15 protein-coding genes are annotated in these 17,061 nt (G+C 67.3%); 9 read left to right on the forward strand and 6 right to left on the reverse strand.

Going from position 1 to position 17,061, the window contains the following annotated elements; genetic code table 11:
- The first annotated feature begins 3 nt into the window (after window positions 1-3).
- Window positions 4-1,845, forward strand: coding sequence for a phosphogluconate dehydratase (gene edd, locus V5F78_RS00280; RefSeq protein ID WP_394069583.1), 1,842 nt, complete (start codon window positions 4-6; stop codon window positions 1,843-1,845).
- Window positions 1,846-2,026: 181 nt separating this feature from the next.
- On the opposite strand, the gene V5F78_RS00285 is transcribed toward edd, so the two are convergent.
- Together V5F78_RS00285 and V5F78_RS00290 are read right to left on the reverse strand one after the other, a co-directional pair.
- Complete coding sequence (locus tag V5F78_RS00285; protein WP_394069581.1) at window positions 2,027-3,280, reverse strand: Zn-dependent hydrolase; 1,254 nt, start codon at window positions 3,278-3,280, stop codon at window positions 2,027-2,029.
- 862 nt (window positions 3,281-4,142) lie between these two features.
- Window positions 4,143-4,802 carry a GntR family transcriptional regulator gene (locus V5F78_RS00290; RefSeq protein WP_394072131.1) on the reverse strand — a complete coding sequence of 220 codons (660 nt, stop codon included), beginning with the start codon at window positions 4,800-4,802 and terminating at the stop codon, window positions 4,143-4,145.
- 112 nt (window positions 4,803-4,914) lie between these two features.
- Between V5F78_RS00290 and V5F78_RS00295 the strand changes: the two genes are divergently transcribed.
- The 8 genes from V5F78_RS00295 (at window position 4,915) to V5F78_RS00330 (ending at window position 13,583) form a co-directional block, all read left to right on the forward strand.
- Window positions 4,915-5,322 carry a cobalamin B12-binding domain-containing protein gene (locus V5F78_RS00295; protein ID WP_394042894.1) on the forward strand — a complete coding sequence of 136 codons (408 nt, stop codon included), beginning with the start codon at window positions 4,915-4,917 and terminating at the stop codon, window positions 5,320-5,322.
- 17 nt (window positions 5,323-5,339) lie between these two features.
- Window positions 5,340-6,773, forward strand: coding sequence for a phenylacetate--CoA ligase family protein (locus tag V5F78_RS00300; RefSeq protein ID WP_394072130.1), 1,434 nt, complete (start codon window positions 5,340-5,342; stop codon window positions 6,771-6,773).
- Window positions 6,773-7,759, forward strand: coding sequence for a methylmalonyl Co-A mutase-associated GTPase MeaB (gene meaB, locus V5F78_RS00305; RefSeq protein WP_394072129.1), 987 nt, complete (start codon window positions 6,773-6,775; stop codon window positions 7,757-7,759). Before V5F78_RS00300 ends, meaB begins: the two co-directional genes overlap by 1 nt.
- The gene (locus V5F78_RS00310; protein WP_394072128.1) at window positions 7,746-9,434 is read left to right on the forward strand and encodes a methylmalonyl-CoA mutase family protein; all 1,689 of its coding nucleotides are present in this window, start codon (window positions 7,746-7,748) and stop codon (window positions 9,432-9,434) included. Before meaB ends, V5F78_RS00310 begins: the two co-directional genes overlap by 14 nt.
- A 2-nt stretch (window positions 9,435-9,436) precedes the next feature.
- Entirely contained in the window at window positions 9,437-9,727 is a 291-nt protein-coding gene (locus V5F78_RS00315; protein ID WP_394072127.1) for a hypothetical protein, read from the forward strand.
- Window positions 9,724-10,770 (forward strand): gamma carbonic anhydrase family protein, encoded by a 1,047-nt coding sequence (locus V5F78_RS00320; protein ID WP_394072126.1) that lies wholly within the window; start codon window positions 9,724-9,726, stop codon window positions 10,768-10,770. Before V5F78_RS00315 ends, V5F78_RS00320 begins: the two co-directional genes overlap by 4 nt.
- Window positions 10,771-10,873: 103 nt before the next feature.
- On the forward strand, window positions 10,874-11,449 hold the full coding sequence (locus tag V5F78_RS00325) for a cob(I)yrinic acid a,c-diamide adenosyltransferase (protein WP_394072125.1): 576 nt from the start codon (window positions 10,874-10,876) through the stop codon (window positions 11,447-11,449).
- Window positions 11,450-11,882: 433 nt separating this feature from the next.
- Complete coding sequence (locus V5F78_RS00330; RefSeq protein ID WP_394072124.1) at window positions 11,883-13,583, forward strand: hypothetical protein; 1,701 nt, start codon at window positions 11,883-11,885, stop codon at window positions 13,581-13,583.
- A 127-nt stretch (window positions 13,584-13,710) separates the two neighbouring features.
- Here the strand turns inward: V5F78_RS00330 and V5F78_RS00335 are convergent, their stop codons facing one another.
- The 4 genes from V5F78_RS00335 to V5F78_RS00350 all read right to left on the reverse strand — a co-directional run bounded on the left by V5F78_RS00335 (window position 13,711) and on the right by V5F78_RS00350 (window position 17,058).
- Complete coding sequence (locus V5F78_RS00335) at window positions 13,711-14,916, reverse strand: ABC transporter substrate-binding protein (RefSeq protein WP_394072123.1); 1,206 nt, start codon at window positions 14,914-14,916, stop codon at window positions 13,711-13,713.
- A gap of 207 nt (window positions 14,917-15,123) precedes the next feature.
- Window positions 15,124-15,459 carry a GIY-YIG nuclease family protein gene (locus V5F78_RS00340; protein WP_394072122.1) on the reverse strand — a complete coding sequence of 112 codons (336 nt, stop codon included), beginning with the start codon at window positions 15,457-15,459 and terminating at the stop codon, window positions 15,124-15,126.
- Window positions 15,460-15,551: 92 nt separating this feature from the next.
- Window positions 15,552-16,217, reverse strand: a complete 666-nt coding sequence (locus tag V5F78_RS00345; RefSeq protein WP_394072121.1) for an SRPBCC family protein — start codon at window positions 16,215-16,217, stop codon at window positions 15,552-15,554.
- Between the two features lie 19 nt (window positions 16,218-16,236).
- A complete protein-coding gene (locus tag V5F78_RS00350) occupies window positions 16,237-17,058 on the reverse strand; it encodes an XdhC family protein (protein WP_394072120.1) in 822 nt (273 codons plus the stop codon).
- Window positions 17,059-17,061 lie beyond the last annotated feature (3 nt).

The following is a 17,061-nucleotide window of genomic DNA, read 5'->3' on the forward strand; positions in this document are numbered from 1 at the left end:
CCCATGACCGCCCAAGCCAATCTCAATGCCCGCATCGGCGAGGTGACGCAGCGCATTGTTGAGCGCAGCCGCGACAGCCGCGGGCGCTATCTGGACCGTATCGCCGCCGCCGGAGAGGCCGGCCCCCGCCGCCGGGCGCTCGGATGCGCCAACCAGGCCCATGGATTTGCCGCCTGCCTGCCCGGCGACAAGGCCGAGCTGCGCACCGGCGAGGGCGGAAATCTCGCGATTGTGACCGCCTATAACGACATGCTCAGCGCCCACCAGCCCTATGAGCGCTTCCCCGAGCTCATCCGGGAAGCCGCCCGCGACGTGGGCGGGGTGGCGCAGGTGGCGGGCGGGGTGCCGGCCATGTGCGACGGCGTCACCCAGGGCGAAGCGGGCATGGAACTGTCCCTGTTCTCCCGCGAGGTGATCGCCCTCTCCACCGCAGTGGCGCTCTCGCACCAGACCTTCGATGCCGCCGTGTTCCTCGGCATCTGCGACAAGATCGTGCCGGGCCTGATCATCGGCGCGCTCTCGTTCGGCCACCTGCCGGCGGTGTTCATCCCGAGCGGTCCCATGACCTCGGGCCTGCCGAATGACGAGAAATCCCGCATCCGCCAATTGTTCGCGGAAGGAAAGATCGGCCGCGACGCGCTTCTGGAGGCGGAGTCCAAGTCCTACCATGGCCCCGGCACCTGCACCTTCTACGGCACCGCCAACACCAACCAGATGATGATGGAGATCATGGGCGTGCATTTGCCCGGCGCCTCCTTCGTCAATCCTAACACGCCGCTGCGCGACGCGCTGACGCGGGAGGGCACCAAGCGGGCGCTCGCCAATAGCGCGCTCGGCAATCACTACACCCCGCTCGGACGGATGCTGGACGAGAAGGCGTTCGTGAACGGCGTGGTCGGCCTCCATGCCACCGGCGGCTCCACCAACCACACGCTCCATATCGTCGCCATGGCGGCGGCAGCGGGCATCGTGCTGACCTGGAACGACTTTTCCGATCTCGCGGACGTGGTGCCGCTGCTCACCCGCGTCTATCCCAACGGCAAGGCGGACGTGAACCATTTCCATGCCGCCGGCGGCATGGGCTTCGTCATCCGCGAACTGCTCTCCGCCGGACTTCTGCACGAGGATGTGGAGACCGTGTGGGGCACCGGGCTTTCCGGCTATACGGCCGAGCCGGGCCTGGACGAAAACGGCGCCCTGATTTGGCGCGACGCGACTGCGGCAAGTGGCGACGAGGCGGTGCTTCGCCCGGTTGCCGGCGCCTTCCAGCCCACCGGGGGGCTGAAGGTGCTGGACGGTAATCTCGGGCGCGCGGTCATCAAGACCTCGGCGGTGGCGCCGGAGCGGCACGTCATCGAGGCGCCGGCCCGCGTGTTCCATTCCCAGGAGGCGCTGCAGGCGGCGTTCAAGGCCGGTAGCCTCACGGGGGATTTCGTCGCCGTGGTGCGCTTCCAGGGGCCCAAGGCCAACGGCATGCCGGAATTGCACAAGCTGCTGCCGCCGCTCGGCGTGTTGCAGGATCGCGGGCAGAAGGTGGCGCTGGTGACTGACGGGCGCATGTCCGGCGCCTCGGGCAAGGTGCCCTCGGCCATCCACGTGACGCCGGAGGCGGCGGCCGGCGGGCCGATCGGCAAGATCCGCGATGGCGACCTGGTGCGCGTCGACGGGGTCGCCGGGCATCTCACCGTGCTGGTGGATGCGGACGAATGGGCCGCCCGCGCTCAGGCGGAGGAGGACCTTTCCGCCTCCCACGTCAATGTGGGCCGGGAATTGTTCGCGCCGTTCCGAAATGCGGTTGGGACGGCGGATACCGGGGCGAGCATCTTTTCGCTCACCGCGGCCTGACGAAACCAAGGCATTGCAAAGGTTTCGCGTCCGAGATGTTTCACGTGAAACACCCAGAGCCACGGACGAACACCGGATTCCCGTGAATGAAACCTGCGATGACGCTCGATTTACGTGAATTTCGTCGCCGAATTCCATGCAGACTTCGGCGACGAACGCATTTCGCCCACGGACCAGCGATTTATCCCTTCGCCTGCGCCTCCAGCTTCGCGTCGAAGGCGAGCACCGCGTTCAGCAGCACGGCCGCGCCGGCGGCGCAATCGGCGGGGGAGGTGTCTTCCGCCTCATTGTGGCTGATGCCGTCCTTGCAGGGCACGAACACCATGGTGGCCGGCGCCACGCGGGCCACATAGGCGGCGTCGTGCCCGGCGCCCGAGACGATGTCGCGATGCCCGTAGCCGAGCGTCTCCGCCGCCGCGCGGATGGTGGAGACCAGGGTCTCGTCGAAATGCACCGGCGGCGCGTTCAGGATGCAGTCGAGTTGCAAGGTCAGGCCCAGCGCGGAAATCGCCGCCTCGATCTGCGCGCACAGCTCGCCATGCATGGTGTCGAGCACCCCCTGGTCGGGGTGGCGCATCTCGATGGTGAGGAAGACTTCGCCGGGAATGACATTGCGCGAATTGGGCGTCACTTCCATCAGCCCAACCGTCGCCACCGCGAGCGGGGGATGGGCAAGGCCCACCGCATTGACGATCTCCACCACTTTGGCGGCGCCCAGCAGCGCATCCTTGCGTCGCGCCATGGGCGTGGTGCCGGCGTGGGAATCGACCCCAGTGATCGTCGCCTCGTACCAGCGGATGCCCTGCACGCCGGTGACGACGCCGATGGTCTTGCCCTCGGCCTCCAGGATCGGCCCCTGCTCGATGTGCAATTCGAACATGGCCGACATGGGATGGCCGCCGAGTGGCTTGTCGCCACGATAGCCGATGGCATCCAGCGCATCGCCGAAGCGGATGCCCTCGCGGTCGCGCTGGTCCATCACATATTGCTTCTCGAACACCCCGGAAAAGCCACCGGACGCCAGCATGGCGGGGGCGAAGCGGGAGCCTTCCTCATTGGTCCAGTTGATCACCTCGATCGGCGCCAACGTCTCATAGCCGCTGGCCTGGAGCGCGCGCAGCACTTCGAGCCCCGCCAGCACGCCCAGCACGCCGTCGAACTTGCCGCCGGTGGGCTGGGTGTCCAGGTGGGAGCCGATGCAGATGGGCGGCAGGGAATTATCGCGGCCGGGCCGGCGGGCGAACATATTGCCGGCCTCGTCCACGGAAACGGTGCAGCCGGCGGCGATGCAGGCGTCCTTGAACCAGTCGCGGACCTGGCGGTCCTCCTCGGTCAGGGTGAGGCGGTTGATGCCGCCCTTCTCGGTGCCGCCGAAACGGGCGGTCTCCATCAGCGCGGCCCAGAGGCGGTCGCCGTCGATCGTCAAATTCGCCATGTCAAACTTCCGTTGGGGTCGGATCGGTTTGCGCCAGTGCATGCAATCGGCATGCCCGGAGAGAATGGTCTCGCGCAATCGTCATGCCCGGGCTCGTCGCGGGCAGCCATGCCGGGAGGCCGGTGCGGTGCGCGAAGGCGGACTCCGGCGGCGCGTGGATGGCCGGGACGCGCCCGGCCATGACGGCGCGAGAGAAGCGAAAGGGGCGGTCCGGGCGCCGGTGCAAGTGCTTTGCAATGGGGCAGGGGACCTGTGCATTCTGAACAATCGTCATGCCCGGGCTCGTCGCGGGCAGCCATGCCGGGAGGCCGGTGCGGTGCGCGAAGGCGGACTCCGGCGGCGGCGCGTGGATGGCCGGGACGCGCCCGGCCATGACGGCGCGAGAGAAGCGAAAGGGGCGGTCCGGGCGCCGGTGCAAGTGCTTTGCAATGGGGCAGGGGACCTGTGCATTCTGAACAATCGTCATGCCCGGGCTTGTCCCGGGCATCCACGCCTTGAGGCCGGTGCGGTGCGCGAAGGCGGACTCCGGCGGCGGCGCGTGGATGGCCGGGAGGCGCCCGGCCATGACGGCGCGAGAGAAGCGAAAAGGGCGGTCCGGGCGCCGGTGCAAGTGCTTTGCAATGGGGCAGGGGACCTGTGCATTCTGAACAATCGTCATGCCCGGGCGTGTCCCGGGCATCCACGCCGTGGGGCCGATGCGATGTGCGAAGGTGAGCTCCGGCGGCGCCGCGTGGGTGGCGGGGACGAGCTCGGCCATGACGGTTGGAAAAGACGACGCCCACGCTCGGGGCAGCGGTCTTGGTGGTGGGCAGGCCGTGGCCGGCGCCTGCGGTTTGGGCCGGCGCCTTTTTTGCGGGCAGGCTCAGGTGATGTCCTTCTCGCCCATCATCACGCGGCGATAGGCGCCCACAAGATGGTTGCGCATGAGGTCCGCCGCGACCTTCGCCTCGCCCCGTATCATCGCTTCCAGAATCTCCTCATGCTCGCGCCACACGCGGATGGAGAGGCCGGGGAAGGAGAGGATTTCCCCCATGGCGCGGCGCAGATGCTGCCAATTGAGGCGCATCGTGTCGATCACCAGCGGATTGGCCGAGAGATCATAGATGAAGGAGTGGAACTCCATGTCCGCATGGACCACGCCCTTCTGGTCGTTGGCGAGCACCAGGTTGCGCCCGTGCACCACGAGGTCGCGGCCCTTGCGGATGTGCTCGGGCTTGAGATTGGCGGTGGCCAGCTCCGCCGCCAGCGGCTCCACGGCGGAGCGGAACTCATAGATCGCCTTCAATAATTCCGGCTGCACCGGCGCCACGGATACCCCGCGCTTGCCCGATTCGATGACGAAGCCCTGGGAGCGCAGGATCACCAGCGCATGGGTCACCGGCTGGCGCGAAACATTGAGGCGCGCGGCGATATCCTCCTGCGTCAGGCGCTCCCCCGGCTTGAGGGTGCCGTCGCAGATGGCGTCGAGGATGACCTCGTAGGTCTGTTCAACCAGGCGTTTCGGTGCGGCCAGAGTTTCCATGAAGTCTGCATATCGCGTGCGCCCGCCGTTTTCCATCTTGACCATCTCCTGGGAACCTGCGACCGTTTGTTGAACTCGGAATTCAGAATTCAATAATGAACGAGGGATGGAAATGGCTCAACCCATTCGCGTGCTGCTCGCCAAGGTGGGACTCGACGGTCACGATCGCGGCGTGAAGGTTGTCGCGCGCACCTTGCGTGATGCCGGCATGGACGTGATCTATTCCGGCCTGCACCGCACGCCGGAGGAAGTGGTCACCGCCGCGATCCAGGAAGACGTGGACGTGCTCGGCGTCAGCCTGCTGTCGGGCGTGCAGCTCACGGTGTTCCCCAAGATCTTCAAGCTCCTGAACGAAAAGGGCGTGGACGATCTGATCGTGGTCGCCGGCGGCGTGATGCCGGACGAGGACGTGGTCGCCCTGAAGGAGATGGGCGTGAAGGAGGTGTTGCTTCAGGACACCCCGCCCGCCGCCATCGTCGCGACCCTGGAACGCCTCGTCACCGAGCGCGGCGCGCGCTGAGCGCGGGAGGATATCCCATGGAAGACTGGTCCTTCCCGCCGCGCTATGACGAAACCTATCTGCCGCCGTCAGACGCGCGCTATTGGTTTGCCAAGCGCGAAACCATGCACCCCGCGGACCGCGACGCGGCGATCCTCGCCCGCCTCCAGCAGGTCTGCGCCTATGCCTATGAGACCGCGCCCTTCTATCGGCGCAAATGGGACGAGGCGGGCTTCCACCCCTCGCACCTGAAGTCGCTGGAAGATTTCGAGGACAAGGTGCCGGTCGTCACCAAGGCGGACCTGCGCGCCAGCCAGGCGGCGCATGCCCCGTTCGGCGATTATCTGTGCGTGCCGGATGCCGAGGTGTTCCACGTGCACGGCACCTCCGGCACCACCGGGCGGCCCACCGCCTTCGCCATCGGCCGCAACGATTGGCGCGCCATCGCCAATGCCCATGCCCGCATCATGTGGGCCATGGGCCTGCGCCCCGGCGACATGGTGTGCGTCGCCGCCATCTTCAGCCTGTACATGGGCTCCTGGGGCGCGCTGGCCGGTGCGGAGCGGCTCGGCGCCAAGGCGTTTCCGTTCGGCGCCGGCGCGCCGGGCATGAGCGTGCGCTGTGCCCAATGGCTCGCCGCCATGAAGCCGGCCGGCTTCTACGGCACCCCCACCTATGCCCTGCATCTGGCGGAAACCGCCATCAAGGAAGGGCTCAATCCGCGCGATTTCGGCCTGCGGGTGATGTTCTTCTCGGGCGAGCCCGGCGCCTCCATTCCCGGTGTGCGCGACCGCATCGAGGATCTCTACGGCGCCAAGGTGTTCGACAGCGGCTCCATGGCGGAGATGACGCCCTGGATGCATGTGGGCGGCTCCGCCGAGACCCCCGGCATGCTGTGCTGGCAGGATGTGGTCTATACCCAGGTCTGCGACCCGCGCACCTTCCGCCGCGTGCCTTATGGCGAGCGGGGAACGCCGGTCTACACCCATCTGGAGCGCACTTCCCAGCCCATGATCCGCCTCGCCTCGGGGGATCTGACGCTGTGGAGCGACGCGCCCAACCCTTGCGGGCGCACCTATCCGCGCCTGCCGCTCGGCATCTTCGGGCGCATCGACGACATGTTCACCATCCGCGGCGAGAACGTCTATCCGAGCGAGATCGATTCCGTGCTCAACCAGACCGCCGGCTATGGCGGCGAGCACCAGATCGTCATCACCCGCGAAGCTGCCATGGACGAATTGGTGCTGCGGGTGGAGGCCGACGCGGTGACGCTCGCCCTCGGGCGCGACCATGTGGAGAAATTCCGCGGCGACATCGCCAAATCCATGCAGAAGCTGCTGGGCCTGCGCGCGGTGGTGGAGATCGTGGAAGGCGGCACGCTGCCGCGCACGGACTTCAAGGCCCGCCGCGTGGTGGACGACCGCGCCGTGTTCCGCGACATGCATGCCCAGCTGAAAGCGGGGGGTGCCTGATGGGCCGCTACGTTCCCTCGCTGGACCTCATCCCGCGCGTTGAAGCCGGGGAGATGGGCGCCATCGGCCGGCTCATCTCGCGCGCGGAATCCGGCACGCCGGAAGCGCGCGAGGCGCTCGCCACCATCTATCGCCGGGCCGGCAAGGCCCATGTGATCGGGATTACCGGCGTGCCCGGCTCGGGCAAGTCCACCCTGGTCGCCCATTTCGCCAAGCTCTTGCGCGAGCAGGGGCTGAAGGTGGGCATCGTCGCGGTGGACCCCTCCAGCCCGTTCTCCGGCGGCTCGATCCTCGGCGACCGGGTGCGCATGACCGAGCTTGCCACCGATCCCGGCATCTACATCCGCTCCATGGCGACACGCGGCGCCATGGGCGGCATGGCCCGCGCGGCTTTGGACGCAGTGGACATTCTCGATGTCGGCGGCTTCGACACGGTGATCATCGAGACCGTGGGCGTGGGGCAGGACGAGGTGGAGATCGCCCGTGCCTCCCACACCACGGTGGTGGTCTCCGCCCCCGGCCTCGGCGACGAGATCCAGGCCATCAAGGCGGGCATCTTGGAGATCGCCGACATCCATGTGGTGTCGAAATGCGACCGCTCAGACGCCAACCGCACGCTCACCGACCTCAAGAGCATGTTGACGCTGGGCGCCCTCACCTCCGAGCGGGGGGAATGGGCGGTGCCGGTGGTGGGCGTGTCCGCCATCAGCGGGGAGGGGTTCGAGCAGCTCCTGGCCAAGATCAACGCCCATCGCCGCGTCGCCTTCGAAACCGAGACCGGCCTTGCCCGGCTCGCCCGCATCGCCCGCTTCCGCCTGGTGAAGACGGCGGAAAATCTCCTCATCGAGCGCTTCACCCATGCGGCGGAGCGCCTGGCCCCGAAGCTCTCCGCGCGCCTCCAGCGCCGCGAGAGCGATCCCTACACCCTTGCCAACGAGATGCTGCTCTCGTCCGCCCAGAAGGAACTCGCAGATGAGCATGCTTGAGACCCGCACCCTCGCCAAGCTCAGCGATGACGTGCGCGACTGGGAAGAAAACGAAGTCGCCGCCTTCCTGAAGAAGCAGGCCGAGCGCAAGGAGCAATTCTTCACCCTCGGCGATTTCCCGGTGAAGCGCACCTACACCGCCGCCGACCTTGCCGAGACCCCGCCTGAGGACATCGGCCTGCCGGGCCGCTATCCCTTCACGCGCGGCCCCTATCCCACCATGTACCGCTCGCGCAACTGGACCATGCGCCAGATCGCCGGCTTCGGCACCGGCGAGGACACCAACAAGCGGTTCAAATATCTGATCGCCCAGGGCCAGACCGGCATTTCGACCGACTTCGATATGCCGACCCTCATGGGCTACGACAGCGACCATCCCATGAGCGAGGGCGAGGTGGGGCGCGAGGGCGTCGCCATCGACACGCTGGAGGATATGGAGGCCCTGTTCGAGGGCATTGATCTCGAGAAGATCTCGGTCTCCATGACGATCAATCCCTCCGCCTGGATCCTGCTCGCCATGTACATCGTGCTGGCGGAAAAGCGCGGCTACGATCTCAACAAGCTTTCGGGAACCATCCAGGCGGATATCCTGAAGGAATACATGGCGCAGAAGGAATATATCTATCCCATCGCGCCGTCGGTCCGCATCGTGCGCGATTGCATCACGCACTGCGCCAAGACCATGAAGCGCTACAACCCGATCAACATCTCGGGCTACCACATCTCGGAAGCCGGCTCCTCGCCGGTGGACGAGGTGGCCTTCACGCTCGCCAACCTCATCGTCTATGTGGAGGAGGTGACGAAGACCGGCATGCATGTGGACGAATTCGCCCCGCGCCTCGCCTTCTTCTTCGTCTGCCAGGCCGATTTCTTCGAGGAAGTGGCGAAGTTCCGCGCCGTGCGGCGCTGCTATGCCAAGATCATGAAGGAGCGGTTCGGCGCCAAGAACCCCGAGAGCATGCGCCTGCGCTTCCATTGCCAGACCGCCGCTGCCTCGCTCACCAAGCCGCAATATATGGTGAACGTGGTGCGCACCGCGCTCCAGGCGCTCTCGGCGGTGCTCGGCGGCTGCCAGTCGCTGCACACCAACGGCTTCGACGAAGCGTTCGCCATCCCCACCGAGGAAGCCATGCGCATGGCCCTGCGCACCCAGCAGGTGATCGCCGAGGAAAGCAACGTCACCCAGGTGATCGACCCGCTCGGCGGCTCTTATTACGTGGAGGCGCTGACCACCGAATATGAAAAGCGCATCATGGACATCATCGCCGAGGTGGACGAGCGCGGCGGCACCATCAAGCTGATCCAGGAAGGCTGGTTCCAGAAGCGCGTCGCCGATTTCGCCTATGAGACCGCCTTGCGCAAGCAATCGGGCGAGAAGCCGGTGATCGGCGTCAACACGCTGGTGGAGAAGGAAGAGGTCCACGATATCGAGACCCATCCTTACGACCAGACCACCGCCGAGCGGCAGGTTTCGCGCACCCAGCGCATCCGCCGCGAGCGCGACAATGTGAAGGTCAACGCCTTGCTGGAGCGCTTGGTGGAAGTGGCCAAGGACGACACGCAGAACATCATGCCCATCACCATCGACCTGGTGCGCGAAGGCGCCACCATGGGCGATATCGTGGAGAAGCTGAAAACCGTGTGGGGCGTGTATCGCGAAACCCCGGTGTTCTGACCATGCGGCTGAAGCGGGCCGACGTGAAGGCCGCGCGCATGCGGGCGCGCGGCGGCGATGTGGGCGCGGCGCGCCTGCTCCTGGCGCATAGCGTGGCGTGCGGCCATGAACGGCTGGCCTTGCGCCGTTATTTCTTCGCGCGGATGCTGGGGGCAAGCGATCTCGCCGAGTTCGAGCCTTTCTGCGGGCAAGTCGCTGCGCGGCTGGCGCAGGACGAACTCAAAGCCATGGCCCGTGATGCCGTGGTGCTGGCGGATCGCTTGCAAAATGGTCTGCACGGGAGCGCCGCATGAGTGATGTCTTATCCACCCCGCCCTTCATCCTGCCCTATCACGGCATTCTTCCGGTGATGCCGGACCTGCGGCACGCGGGCGAACGCTCCGCCGTGATCGGCCGGGTGACGCTCGGGCCGCGCGCCTCCATCGGCGCGCTCGCCTTGCTGCGGGCGGACGGGCATGTGGTGGAAATCGGCGCCGATTTCTTCATCGGCGATCGCGGCACGGTGCATATCGCCCATGAGCTGTATCCCGCCATCGTCGGCGACCGCGTCACCGTGGGCCGCAACGGCGTGGTGCACGCCTGCACCGTGGGCAGCGACTGCGTGATCGAGGAAAATGCCGTCATCCTCGACGGCTCGGTGGTGGGAGACGGCGTGATCCTGGAAGCCGGCGCGGTCGCCTTCCCGCGCTCCAAGCTGGAAGCGGGCATGGTCTATGCCGGCATTCCGGCAAAGCCCGTGCGCGCGGTCGAGCCGGGCGAGATTGCGCGGCGCGCGGCGCGCCTGCGCGCGGTGCCCGACGAGGTGCTCGCGCCCGCGCGGGCGCCGGCGCGGCTGGAGATCGACCCCTCAACTTTCATCGCCGCCACCTCCACCGTGGCGGGAACGTTCAAGGCCGGCGCGCATTCCAGCGTGCTGTTCTCGTGCGAGCTGGATGCCGGCGACAGCGAGATCGTGCTCGGCGCCAATTCCAACATCCAGGACAATTCCATCATCCGCTGCGTCAACGGGCCCTTCGTCATGGCCGCGGACGCGGTCATCGGCCACAATGTGATGCTGGAGAATTGCACCATCGGCACCGGCGTGCTGGTCGGCATGGGCAGCCATGTGGCGGCGGGCACGGTGTTCGAGCCGGACGTGCTGCTGGCGGCGGGCGCGCGCACCGAGCCCGGGCAGGTGCTGGAAAGCGGCTGGCTCTGGGGCGGCAGCCCCGCCCGCAAGATTTCGCCCATGGACGAGCGCAAGCGCGCGATGATTCCCTGGATCATCGGCACCTATTGCGACTACACGGCCGGCTTCCTGGCCAGCCAGAACGCGCTGAGATCGGTGCCGGCCTAGGCGCCGCAGTCCACACGAACGCGCGTCGGGCCTGCGCCCGGCGCGTGAGGGCGGACCGCCCGGAACAGGGCGGCCGCCTGGCGCAAGCCGAGGGAGAAGCGACATGAGCAGTCTTGCAAGCTGGAGCACCGCCGCCGGCGATGGCGGCATGACACGTCTCGCCACCGGCGCCCGGGTGGAGAAGGATAGCCCCACCGTCGAGCTGATCGGCGCTGTGGAGGAACTTGCCGGCTGGCTCGCCGTGCTGGCCGAGGGCGGCGCCTCCGGCGAAGCCGGGCAGGCGCTCGCGATCGCGCAGAACGACGTGCACGAACTGCTTCAGCAGGTGGCCGCGCCCGGCGCGGCGCAATTGTCCATGGCCTATGTGCGCCGGCTCGACGGCCTCATCGGGCGCCTGGAGGCGGATCTTCCCGTGGTCGCCGCGACGCTCATTCCCGGCGGCTCGCTGCCGGCGGCCCACGCGGCCGTCGCCCGCGCGGTGTGCCGGCGGGCCGAGCGGCGGCTGGTCTCCCAGGCCGAGATCGACCCACCCGCGCCGGGCAGCGCGGGCATCGCCTATGTCAACCGGCTGGGCGATCTGCTGGCTTTGCTGGCCCGCGCCGCCAATCGCGACGCCGGCCGCCCCGAGCCGCGCTTCGACCGCGCATTGAGCCTTTCGGCGGGGGCGGCGCTGGACTGAAGCGCGGCCTGCGCGCCGGCGCGCTTTTCCCGGCGCGCCTTCCGGCCTGCCAAATGGCCCGCGCTGCGGGCAATCCCGCGCGTCCCATCGCGGCATCGCCACGCGGCGTTGGACCGGCGGAACAAAGCGCGATCCGCCGCCGCGCGCCGATTCGCGCCCCATCCGTTCTCCCCCTGTTCGCCCGCCTGTTCGGCTCGCGACCGCCGCCGTCCCGCGATGGCACGGACCTTGATGCGCCAGAATGCGAAACCGTCCGCGTTCGCCACCCGATGCGGCGTTGCATCGGTGCAGGCGGCGGAATAAAGCTGGCACTGCGGCGCGATCGTGAGCACTAAAAAGCGTGTGGGCTCACGTAATATTACGAATGTGCGACATTATCGGGGGGCCGATGGCGTTCGAGAACACTGCATCCTTGGCCGGCGGGGGCCGGGTCATGATGTCTCGCGTCTTGCCCTATGTTCTAACCCTCATCGCTGCCGTATGCGCGGCGCTTGTGGTGATGACCACCTTGCGGGCGATGTATGATGCTTACATCCCGCTTCCGTTCATGGACCAATGGGCGGTCCTCTCCATCCAAGACTGCATGGATCAGCTTTTCGCCCAGCATAATGAGCATCGCATCGTCGTCTTCCGCCTGTTGTCGATTCTGGATTATCTCCTGGCGCGCGGAACCTATCTGGTCAATTTTTACGCAAGCATCCTCCTGCAGCTGATCCATGCCTTCACCCTTGCGGCCCTGGTCTATTGGGCGGGAGTGCGCGGGCGTGTGAATGCCGTTCTGGCGGGTGCCATCGCGCTCGGATATATGTTCTGGGGCGGGCAGTGGGAAAACTTCCTCTATAGTTTTCAGACCCAGTTTTTCGCGGTCTTCCTTGCGGGAACGCTCGCTTTCGCGGCGCTCGCGGCCGTGCGGGGATGGGCCGGGGTGGGCGCTGCATCGCTGTGCGCGGCCTTGGCGGTCGGGTCCCTGTCCAACGGCGTTCTCGTGTGCCTCCTCCTTCCGCCGCTGGCGGTCTGGCTCGGCCGGCCCTGGCGCGAAACCGCCGTGGGTGCAGGCGTGGCAGTGGGGCTGATCGCTCTCTATCTCGTCGGTTATCAATCCCCCGACCCGGACTTGACCCCGTTCGCCGCACTGCTCAAGCCGCTGACCTCGCTGCGCTATACGCTCGCTTATCTCGGCCAGCCGCTGGAAGAGCTGCTGCGGGTGCAGATCGCCGCCGTGGAGGGCCATCGCCACCTGATCGCCATCGCGATGGGCGCAATCGGGGTCGGCCTGGGCGTTTTCGCCGGCGTCGTGCTGGTGGCTCGCCCCTCCCATGCGACACCGGCACGGCTGGTGCTGCTGCATGTCATCGTGTTCATCGCCGCCTCCGCCGCCTTGACCTCGCTCGGGCGGCTGACGTTCGGCGTGGGCCAGGCGCTGGCCAGCCGCTATCTGACGCCGAGCCTGGTGTTCTGGCTCGCGCTGACCTTTCTGTGGTGGAGCCTGCTGCCGGGCCGGATCCGCATCCTCGCGCCGGCTTCGGCGGTGTGCGCGCTGGTGCTCATGGCCGGCTATGGCCACCATGTGGACGCCGTGGTTCAGGCCCTGCGGCTCTCCCGCGACGGAGCGGCGACCGCATTGCTGTCGAACGTGCGGGACGATGAGGAATTCGCCAAGATCTTCCTGGATCCCGAGGTGGTCGCCGAGCGGGCCGAACTGCTGCGCCGGCGGCAGCTGGCGCTGTTCGCGGAACCTTGGGCGAGCTGGAGGGGGACGCCGCTTTCGGCCCATGCCACGCTCCGCCCCGCCTCGGCCTGCCTTGGCGCGTTCGCGGGCGCGCAGCCGGTGCCGGGCACCGCGCCGGGAACCGCCTTCCGGGTGACGGGCTGGGCCTGGGATCCGGCCCGTGCGGGGGCGCCCGACAAAATCCTCCTGGTGGATGCCGGCGGAATCATCGTCGGCTACGGCCTGACCGAGGGCCCGCGGCCCGTTATTGCCGCGACCCTTCCTCCGGGTACGCCGCAGGAAGTGAGCTGGCGCGGGCATGTGAAGCTGACCGGGTCGACGCAGGTGGCGGCCTTCATCCTGCTGGACGACGGGCGCTCGGCCTGTCCTCTCGGCGGACCCCGCCTTCTGGACGGGCCGCTTTAGCTCGAAGCGTCTGCGTCTGCGCGCCCTTGAATGCAAAAAGCCCCCTCCCGGCGGGGAGGGGGCGGTCTTGCGGCTTAAAGGTTCTTGTCGCTTAGCGGTCTAGTGGCTTAGCGGTCTTGCGGCGCGGTCAGCTCTTCACGAGCGGGCAATGGCCTTCGCTGAGGGGGCGGAAGGCGTCGGCGGCCGGGATGGTCGCGAGGGTCTTGTAGATATCCCACTCGCCCTTGGATTCCGCCGGCGTCTTCACCTCGAACAGGTACATATTGTGGATGTGGCGACCGTCGGCGCGGACCTGGCCCTTGCCGAACAGCGGATCATCGGTGGGGATCGCCTTCATCTGCGCAACCACCTTGTCGGAGTCCTTGGACTTCGCCGCCACGATCGCCTTCAGATAATGGGTGACGGCGGAATAGACGCCGGCATGCACCATGGTGGGCATGGTGCCGCCCATGCGTTCGCCGAAGCGCTTGGAGAAGGCGCGGGTGCCGTCATTCTGGTCCCAATAGAAGGCCTCGGTCAGCACCAGGCCCTGCGCCACCTTCAGGCCGAGTGAATGCACGTCGGTCAAGAAGATCAGGAGGCCGGCGAGCTTCTGGCCGCCCTGGGTGATGCCGAATTCGGAGGCCTGCTTGATGGTGTTGGTGGTGTCGGCCGCCGCATTGGCGAGGCCGATCACCTTGGCCTTGGAGCTTTGCGCCTGGAGCAGGAAGGAGCCGAAATCCGACCCGCCCATGGGCGCGCGGGCGCTGCCGAGCACCTTGCCGCCGGATTCCGTCACGACCTTCGCCGTGTCGCGCTCCAGCGCATGACCGAAGGCATAGTCCGCCGTGATGAAGAACCAGGTATCGCCGCCGCGCTTCACCATGGCACTGCCGGTGCCGTGCGCCAGCGACCAGGTATCGAAGGTCCAGTGAATGGTATTGGGCGCGCATTTCGGCCCGGTAAGATCGGACGTGCCGCCGCCAGAGACGATCAGGACCTTGTTCTTCTCGCGCGAGACTTCGTTGACCGCGAGCGCGACGGCCGAATTCGGCACATCCACGATCATGTCGACGCCGTCTTCGTCATACCATTTGCGCGCGATGGCGGAGCCCACGTCCGCCTTGTTCTGGTGGTCGGCCGCGAGGATCTCGACCTTGATGTCGGGATGGGTCTTCTGGAAATCCTCCACCGCCATCTGGGCGCCCACGACCGAGCCCTGGCCGGCGAAATCCGCATAGATGCCGGTGCGGTCGTTCAGCACGCCGATCTTGATGGGCGGCACCGTCTGGCTGAAGGCAGGCCCGGCCACGGCGGCGCAAAAGGCTGCAATCACGAGGCGTGATGCGATCATAAGGTTTTCTCCCGCAATGTTTTTCATTTCGGCTTTGGCGAGCCTTAACTGAATTCGGAATTCAGTGTTCAGATCGTGGCTGAAACGACGGGGGAGTCAACCTTTGAACGGCGGGTGGGGACATTTTTGCGCCCGGAAGCGGACGAAAAGACGTGATGCCGGAGTTACCGCAAGGTCACTTCGCTGCTTGCGGTGGCGTGTCGGAATTCAAAGCGCGGCCGCGCCCAGCACCGCGCGCCAATGGGCGAGTCGCTCCTTCAGCAGGGCGTCGCGCACATAGGCGCTTTCCTCTACCTCAAGCCGCTCGATCGCTTCGAAGGTGAAGGCTTCGGCCCCGTGGGCCTGCCAAGCCGCCTGAAGAGCGCGGTTGGATGCGCCGCCGTGTTGCAGGCTGAACCAGATGCGGGTCTGGATGGTGGCAAGGTCACGCGCCCGCCCCAGCCAGGATTGGCCGGTGGGTGCGCAGCGCACGGCATAAATTCCCGCCGCCGGCTTGCGCTCCTTATATGCGGCCACGGCCGCCTTGCGCGCCTCGCCCTTCATGTCCGTGTCTCCGCGTCTTTTGGGGAAGACGCGTTATATCCGGGTAATATAGGGTATGCAATATTACCCGGATATTTTTTGCGCGAAGCGCGTCACCCCTTGCCGTGGCAGATGGGGAAGGCGAATTCCCCGGCCGCATGGGCGTGCGTGCCATTCAGGCAGCAGGGCGGCACGAGCAGGAAGCCCGCCACCAGCGCGCCCGCCGTGGCCTTGCCGAACAGCCCGCCGAGCCAGCCCTTGCCCGCCTTCTCCGTGCCGGTGGCGGGCGCCGCCTCCGCCTCCTCGCCGGATTCCGCCGGAGCTTCGGCCGCGGCCGGCGGCGGGGCGACCACGGCGCCGAAATTGGTAAAGAATTCGCCCGCCAGCTTTTTCGCCGTGGCATCAATGAGGCGCGCGCCGAGCTGGGCGAGCTTGCCGCCCACGTCCGCCTTCACCTCGTAATGCAGCAGCGTGGCGTCGTCCTGCGGCTCCAGGCGCACCTTGGCCGAGCCCTTGGCATAGCCGGCAAGCCCGCCCGAGCCTTCGCCGGTGATGGTGTAGCCCTGTTCGGGCACGATGTCCGACAAGGTGACGGCGCCCTTGAACGAGGCCTTCACCGGCCCCACGCGCAGCACCACCACCGCTTCCATCTGCGTGTCGGAGGTCTTGGCGATGCTTTCGCAGCCGGGGATGCATTGCTTCAGCACCTCGGGGTCGTTCAGCGCCGCCCATACGGCCGCCGGGCTGGCTTCGATGCGCTGTGAGCCGCTCATGTCCATGGCGATGGTCTCTCTTGTTTCAGGAAACGGCGCCGCGCTGGTCGCGCCTGCGCACGAGCACCAGTTCGGCAAGGATGGAAAGCGCGATCTCCTCCGGCGTGATGGCGCCGAGATCGAGGCCTGCCGGGGCTTTCAGCGCATCGAGCCGGGCCTGCGGCACGCCGGCTTCGCGCAATTTCTCGCTGAGCGTCTGCGCCTTGCGGCGCGAGCCGACGAACGCCACGTGGCGCGCCTCCAGGCTGAGCGCGGCGGTGAGCACGGCAAGATCGCCGGCACCCTGGGTGGAGACCACGACGAAGCGCGGCCCGCTGGCCGGCGGCGGCGCAAAGCCTTCCGCCATGCGATCGGCGCCGGCGAATTTCCCATGGTCCGCCGCCGGCGCGGCGGCGGTGACGCTGAAGCCGAACTGCGGCGCCAGCGCAACCAGCGCGACCGCAACGGGGGAAGCGCCCATCACCACCAGCTCCGGGCGCGGCAGCACCGGCTCCACGAAGATGTCCATGGTGCCCTTGGAGGGGCACATGTTGGAGACGTAGCGCACGCCCTCGCGGGTCTCCCCGGCGTGCACGCCGAGGTCTTCCAGCAGGTCTTCCGGCTGGATCGAGACCAGGCGCGGCTGGCCGTCGGCGAGCGCCTCGCGGGCCGCCTTCAGCGTCGCCCCGCGCGCGCAGCCGCCGCCGATCCAGCCGGCGAGCACCGTGCCGTCCGGCAGGATCAGCGCCTTCGCGCCCGCCTTGGCGGCGGTGACGGAGACCGTGCGCACCACGGTCGCGAGGGCGAACGGCTGCTCCTTCTGCTTCATGCCGTCCATGAGCGCGAACATGTCGATGGGACTGGTCATGGC

This window comes from Roseixanthobacter glucoisosaccharinicivorans (assembly GCF_043195095.2).
Lineage (GTDB): Bacteria > Pseudomonadota > Alphaproteobacteria > Rhizobiales > Xanthobacteraceae > NCEH01.

Bases quoted from the DNA above. Each gene is read 5' to 3' on its own strand.
- V5F78_RS00315 (WP_394072127.1), top strand. From the start codon at position 9,437: ATGCGGCTGAAGCGGGCCGACGTGAAGGCCGCGCGCATGCGGGCGCGC.
- V5F78_RS00310 (WP_394072128.1), top strand. From the start codon at position 7,746: ATGAGCATGCTTGAGACCCGCACCCTCGCCAAGCTCAGCGATGACGTG.
- V5F78_RS00320 (WP_394072126.1), top strand. From the start codon at position 9,724: ATGAGTGATGTCTTATCCACCCCGCCCTTCATCCTGCCCTATCACGGC.
- V5F78_RS00340 (WP_394072122.1), bottom strand. From the start codon at position 15,459: ATGAAGGGCGAGGCGCGCAAGGCGGCCGTGGCCGCATATAAGGAGCGC.
- edd (WP_394069583.1), top strand. From the start codon at position 4: ATGACCGCCCAAGCCAATCTCAATGCCCGCATCGGCGAGGTGACGCAG.
- V5F78_RS00300 (WP_394072130.1), top strand. From the start codon at position 5,340: ATGGAAGACTGGTCCTTCCCGCCGCGCTATGACGAAACCTATCTGCCG.
- V5F78_RS00290 (WP_394072131.1), bottom strand. From the start codon at position 4,802: ATGGAAACTCTGGCCGCACCGAAACGCCTGGTTGAACAGACCTACGAG.
- V5F78_RS00285 (WP_394069581.1), bottom strand. From the start codon at position 3,280: ATGGCGAATTTGACGATCGACGGCGACCGCCTCTGGGCCGCGCTGATG.
- V5F78_RS00330 (WP_394072124.1), top strand. From the start codon at position 11,883: ATGATGTCTCGCGTCTTGCCCTATGTTCTAACCCTCATCGCTGCCGTA.
- meaB (WP_394072129.1), top strand. From the start codon at position 6,773: ATGGGCCGCTACGTTCCCTCGCTGGACCTCATCCCGCGCGTTGAAGCC.
- V5F78_RS00325 (WP_394072125.1), top strand. From the start codon at position 10,874: ATGAGCAGTCTTGCAAGCTGGAGCACCGCCGCCGGCGATGGCGGCATG.
- V5F78_RS00295 (WP_394042894.1), top strand. From the start codon at position 4,915: ATGGCTCAACCCATTCGCGTGCTGCTCGCCAAGGTGGGACTCGACGGT.
- V5F78_RS00335 (WP_394072123.1), bottom strand. From the start codon at position 14,916: ATGATCGCATCACGCCTCGTGATTGCAGCCTTTTGCGCCGCCGTGGCC.
- V5F78_RS00350 (WP_394072120.1), bottom strand. From the start codon at position 17,058: ATGACCAGTCCCATCGACATGTTCGCGCTCATGGACGGCATGAAGCAG.
- V5F78_RS00345 (WP_394072121.1), bottom strand. From the start codon at position 16,217: ATGGACATGAGCGGCTCACAGCGCATCGAAGCCAGCCCGGCGGCCGTA.